The organism is Methylobacterium sp. WL120 (assembly GCF_008039465.1).
Taxonomy (GTDB): Bacteria; Pseudomonadota; Alphaproteobacteria; order Rhizobiales; family Beijerinckiaceae; genus Methylobacterium; species Methylobacterium cerastii.
The window spans coordinates 1-4077 of the sequence record NZ_VRUT01000259.1; the positions used below are offsets into that span (position 1 = coordinate 1).

Here is a 4077-nt window from a genome sequence, read left to right on the forward strand (position 1 = left end):
GAGGGCGGCTACCGGCCCTGGCCCGGCCAGACCGCGCGTTCGCCCTTCGGCGACGACGACCTGCGCCCGCGCCGCCGCGATCCCGACTACCTGTTCGGCGACGACCCGCGCTACTGACGCCGCCCCCCCCTTCTCCCCTTCGAGGTCCTTCCGTGCTGCTGCAGCGACCCGTTCGCCTTGCCTTGCCCCTGCTCGTGCTCGCGGGCGTCCCGTCCGCGATGGCCCAGGCGACGCCCCCCTCGCCGGCGCAACCGGGCATGGCCGCGACGGCCGCGACGGCCGGGCGCATCCGGGAGGTCGCCTCGGTCGCCGCCGTCGACCCGACCACGCTGAAGCCCGGGACGATCCTGGTGAGCGACCACCGCGACACCCCCTCGGCGCCCGAGAACGGGCTGACGCCCTACCTCGACTGGGTGCGGACCAAGCCGGTGGAGGCGGCCGCGCTCTCGCCCTTCCCCGGCTACAAGGAGCCGGACTACACCACCACCGTGAACGGGGTCGCCAAGCCGCGGCACGAGGCGCTGAAGGTCTACGTCGCCGAGGGGCGCTTCGTGGTGGCACGGCCCGCCGAGGCGATCGACCTGTCGGCGCTGGCGCAGCTCGGCTTCGTGCAGGCGATGGACCCGGCGATCAAGCACAAGGCGCTCGACCCCGCCGACGTGACGCCGACGAAGGACCCGGCCGCGGCCTTCGCCCGCCGTCCCGACCGGCCGTGGTGCGAGCCGGGCACGGTGTGCATCGAGTCGCGCTACGACCTGGAGGGCAAGCTGCCGCTGGGCGTGAAGCTCGCCAACAAGCTGGAGGAGGGCGGCGCAAAGAAGATCGCCGAGTTCGTCTCGTTCCAGAGCGAGCTGCGCACCCTACCGCCCGACCGGGCCGCGAGCCTGGGGGCGCTGACCAAGGTCGACACCACGGTGACGGGCGGGCTCGAGCAGACGATCTTCTGGGTCAACCAGATCCTGCGCTTCGGCAAGTTCCTGGCGGTGTTCCAGCCGATGCCGAACGACCCGACCAAGACCGTCGTCACCACCTACATGGCGCTGGCGATCAAGGGCGACGTCCTCGACCGCAAGGCGGAATACGCCCGCGTGCCCGTGCTGAGGAACCTGCTGCCGGCGCAGGTGCTGATGGGCAACTCGAGCTTCAACACCGGCACCTCGATCAGCGCCGGCCTGCCGACCTACGCCCGCAACCGCATCGCGGCCTTCGCCGACGCCCTCGCCAAGCGCTAAGCGCCCCCGGGGCCTCGCCCCGCACCGCGGAAGGCGGCGCGGGGACCGGCCCGAACGATCGGAGACGCCGGCGGATCAGTAGCCGCGATTCACGATCGAGGGCATCGAGGGCTGCGTGTACAGGCGGTTCACGTCGGGCCGGGTCTGGGTGCCGTTGGTGTCGTTCGAGCGCCGGTAGTTGTCGGTGTTGAAGGTCTCCGCCAGGCCGCTGCGGCTGTCGGGGCCGTCGACGCTGTTGCAGGCGGCGAGGCCGCCGAGCAGGGCGGCCGCGAGGGCGAGGGGAGCAAGGGTCCGAAGGGTCGGGACGGGGCGCATCGCAGGTTCCTGGGGCGTCATCGTGAGGGAGGCGCGGGAATCGCCGGTGCCGGCGGAGGTGTCGGGCCGGTGTGGCCGCGTCAAGGCGGTGCCGCTCGCGTAAAGCGGTTGCCGGGGATCCGATGTCGGATGGCCACGGAAAAGTCACCACGGCGTGGCTTTGCGGCCGCGAACCGGGGCATTCGTGTGGAGGAGCCGCCCCACAACCCTGGCCAAGCGGCCGCGTTCCGGCGACAACCGCCGGGATGAGCCGAAAGCCTTCATGAGCAACGTCCTGCCCTTCCGCCCGCGCACCCCCGTGCAGCAACTCGCCCGGTGCGAGGTCGTCGCCGTCGCCGGCGACCTCCTCACGCTGCTCGAACAGCTCGAGGATGTGAGCGCGCGCGCCGCCGCCATGGGGCGCCCGGCCCTCGAGGTCGAGCGCACGGTCCAGCACCTGCTCGACGCGGTCGGCGCCGTCGAGCGCGCGCTCGACTGCATCGGCGAGGGCGAGCAGGCCGCGCCGGCCTGACGCCGGGCGCCACGTCCCGACCCGAATGCACGACTCGTACGGGGCATGAGAACCCGAACGAGGACGGCGCGAACGCAATCCGACCCCGACGCGAGCGCCTCTCGTAGGCTCGTCGCACGCTCGCCCTCGCGAGCCCGCCTCCCGCCCTGACACACCGAGCCGACCTGCCGACGTTGCGTGCAATGTCCGCGGAACTGTCGCGCTTAAGTTGTCGTTGAGGGGGTGTCAGCGCACGCGCCGTGCGGTGCGCCCCATTTCCAATGCTCGAGCATCCTCGGAGGGATCGATGACGTCGTCCTTGAACCGTCGCGCCCTCGCCGTGGTGATCGCCGGCGGCCTCGTCGCAGGCGGCGCCGCCCAGGCCCAAGCGGCCGAGATCGGCTTCTTCGAGGCCTTGTTCGGCGGGGCGCGGCCGGCCGTGCAGGCGCCCGAGCCGAGCCAGCCCGCCTACGCCGGGGCCCAGATCCGTCACCGCAGCCGCCGGGCCGCCGCGCCGCGTCCGCGGATCCGCTACGCCGCCCTGCCCGCCTCCGAGCCGTTGAAGGTGCGGATCACCGATCGCCAGAAGCCGATCGACATGAAGGGCGGCGCCGTCGCCGCCCTGATGAAGGACGAGACTCTGCGCCCCGGCGACATCGTGGTCCTGAACACCGGCGCCCGCGTCTTCACCGGCGATCCCGACGCGGCGCACACGATGCGCGACTTCGTCCCGGTGGAGCGCTCGACCTACGTCGACCGCGGCACCCGCAAGCAGCTCGCCGCCCTGATGGCGCCGGCCTCGGCCTTGCCGGCCGACCAGGCCCGAAAGTTCGTCGAGCGCCTGAAGAGCACCCCCCGCACCCCCGCGACGCTCGTGCCGCAGCAGGCCTCGATGCGGATCATCAGCCCCTGGACGGTGGCGCCGTAAGGCGCCGACCCGCTCGCCGTTCAGGTCGCCGAGGCGCCGGCGAGGCTCGCCCAGACCGTGCCGTAGTGGCAGGCGGCCGCGGCGAGCACGAAGGCGTGCCAGATGGCGTTCTGGAACGGCAGCTTGCGCCAGACGTGGAAGATGACGCCGACCGAGTAGAGCAGGCCGCCGACGGCGAGCATCCATAGGGCGGTCGGCTGCAGGGCCGAGATCACGGATTCGTAGGCGAAGAGGCCGCACCAGCCGAGCAGCAGGTAGAGGCCGATCGACAGGCGGTCGAAGCGGCCGGGCAGCAGCAGCTTCACGGCGATGCCGATCCCGGCCACGATCCAGACGAAGGCGAGGAGCCCCCAGGCCATCGGCCCTGTCCCGACGAGGGCGACGAGCGGCGTGTAGGTGCCGGCGATCATCAGGTAAATCAGCGCGTGGTCGGCCCGGCGAAGCAACCATTTGCGCCGGCCGACGGGGTAGAGGTTGTAGGTCGCCGAGACCGCCAGCATCGAGACCAGTGCGGTGGCGTAGACCGCCACCGCGATCCGCTCGGATAGGCCGAGATGCTCGGTCAGCGCCATCGAGACGAGGGCGACCGCACCGGCGAGGCCGAGGAGCACGCCGAGGCCGTGGACCACCCCGTCGGCGACGATCTCGCGCGGGGTGTAGTGCCAGGTCAGACCGACCGGTCGTCCATCTTCGGCCAGGAACATCACAGCCTCCTGCAACGCGTCAAGGCTAAGCCGTTTCGATGACACTCGTTCCACCGGCAGACCACGCAGTCCCGGTCGATCGCGACTTTTCCACCGTTCAGGATCAATCTTCATCCTGAACCGGTGATGTCAGAGGTCTCCGAGGCTCCGTCAGGCCCCCCGGCCTGCGAGCGCCTCGAAGCCGAACGCCGCCACCGCCGGCCCGCTGGCGCGGGGCGCGCGCACGAGGCCGCGGCTCAGGCGCGCATGCACGGTGGCCATCACCAGCACGGCCATCGCCAAAACCTGGTGTGCGAGCGCCGCCCAGAGCGGCACGGCCATGAGCAGCGTCGCGATCCCGAGGCCGGCCTGCGCCAGGGCGAGACCGGCGACGCCGGTGGCGCGGCGCGCGACGGAGCTGCCCGGGGC

6 protein-coding genes are annotated in these 4077 nt (G+C 72.0%); 3 read left to right on the forward strand and 3 right to left on the reverse strand.

All coding sequences use genetic code 11. The features are described 5' to 3' along the window. The first annotated feature begins 257 nt into the window (after positions 1–257). Positions 258–1232, forward strand: a complete 975-nt coding sequence (locus tag FV229_RS25690) for a hypothetical protein (RefSeq protein ID WP_238272071.1) — start codon at positions 258–260, stop codon at positions 1230–1232. A gap of 75 nt (positions 1233–1307) precedes the next feature. Here FV229_RS25690 and FV229_RS25695 read toward each other — a convergent pair whose 3' ends face one another. After that, a complete protein-coding gene (locus tag FV229_RS25695) occupies positions 1308–1547 on the reverse strand; it encodes a hypothetical protein (protein ID WP_147754639.1) in 240 nt (79 codons plus the stop codon). A 262-nt stretch (positions 1548–1809) separates the two neighbouring features. Between FV229_RS25695 and FV229_RS25700 the strand changes: the two genes are divergently transcribed. Both FV229_RS25700 and FV229_RS25705 read left to right on the forward strand, forming a co-directional pair. Then, positions 1810–2058 carry a hypothetical protein gene (locus FV229_RS25700; RefSeq protein WP_147754640.1) on the forward strand — a complete coding sequence of 83 codons (249 nt, stop codon included), beginning with the start codon at positions 1810–1812 and terminating at the stop codon, positions 2056–2058. 286 nt (positions 2059–2344) lie between these two features. Then, the gene (locus tag FV229_RS25705; RefSeq protein ID WP_147830428.1) at positions 2345–2965 is read left to right on the forward strand and encodes a hypothetical protein; all 621 of its coding nucleotides are present in this window, start codon (positions 2345–2347) and stop codon (positions 2963–2965) included. Between the two features lie 20 nt (positions 2966–2985). On the opposite strand, the gene FV229_RS25710 is transcribed toward FV229_RS25705, so the two are convergent. Together FV229_RS25710 and FV229_RS25715 are read right to left on the reverse strand one after the other, a co-directional pair. Further along, positions 2986–3669 (reverse strand): hemolysin III family protein, encoded by a 684-nt coding sequence (locus FV229_RS25710; protein ID WP_147754641.1) that lies wholly within the window; start codon positions 3667–3669, stop codon positions 2986–2988. 150 nt (positions 3670–3819) lie between these two features. After that, positions 3820–4077 (reverse strand): COX15/CtaA family protein (locus tag FV229_RS25715; RefSeq protein WP_187275288.1); only part of this gene is annotated, 258 nt, incomplete at its 5' end.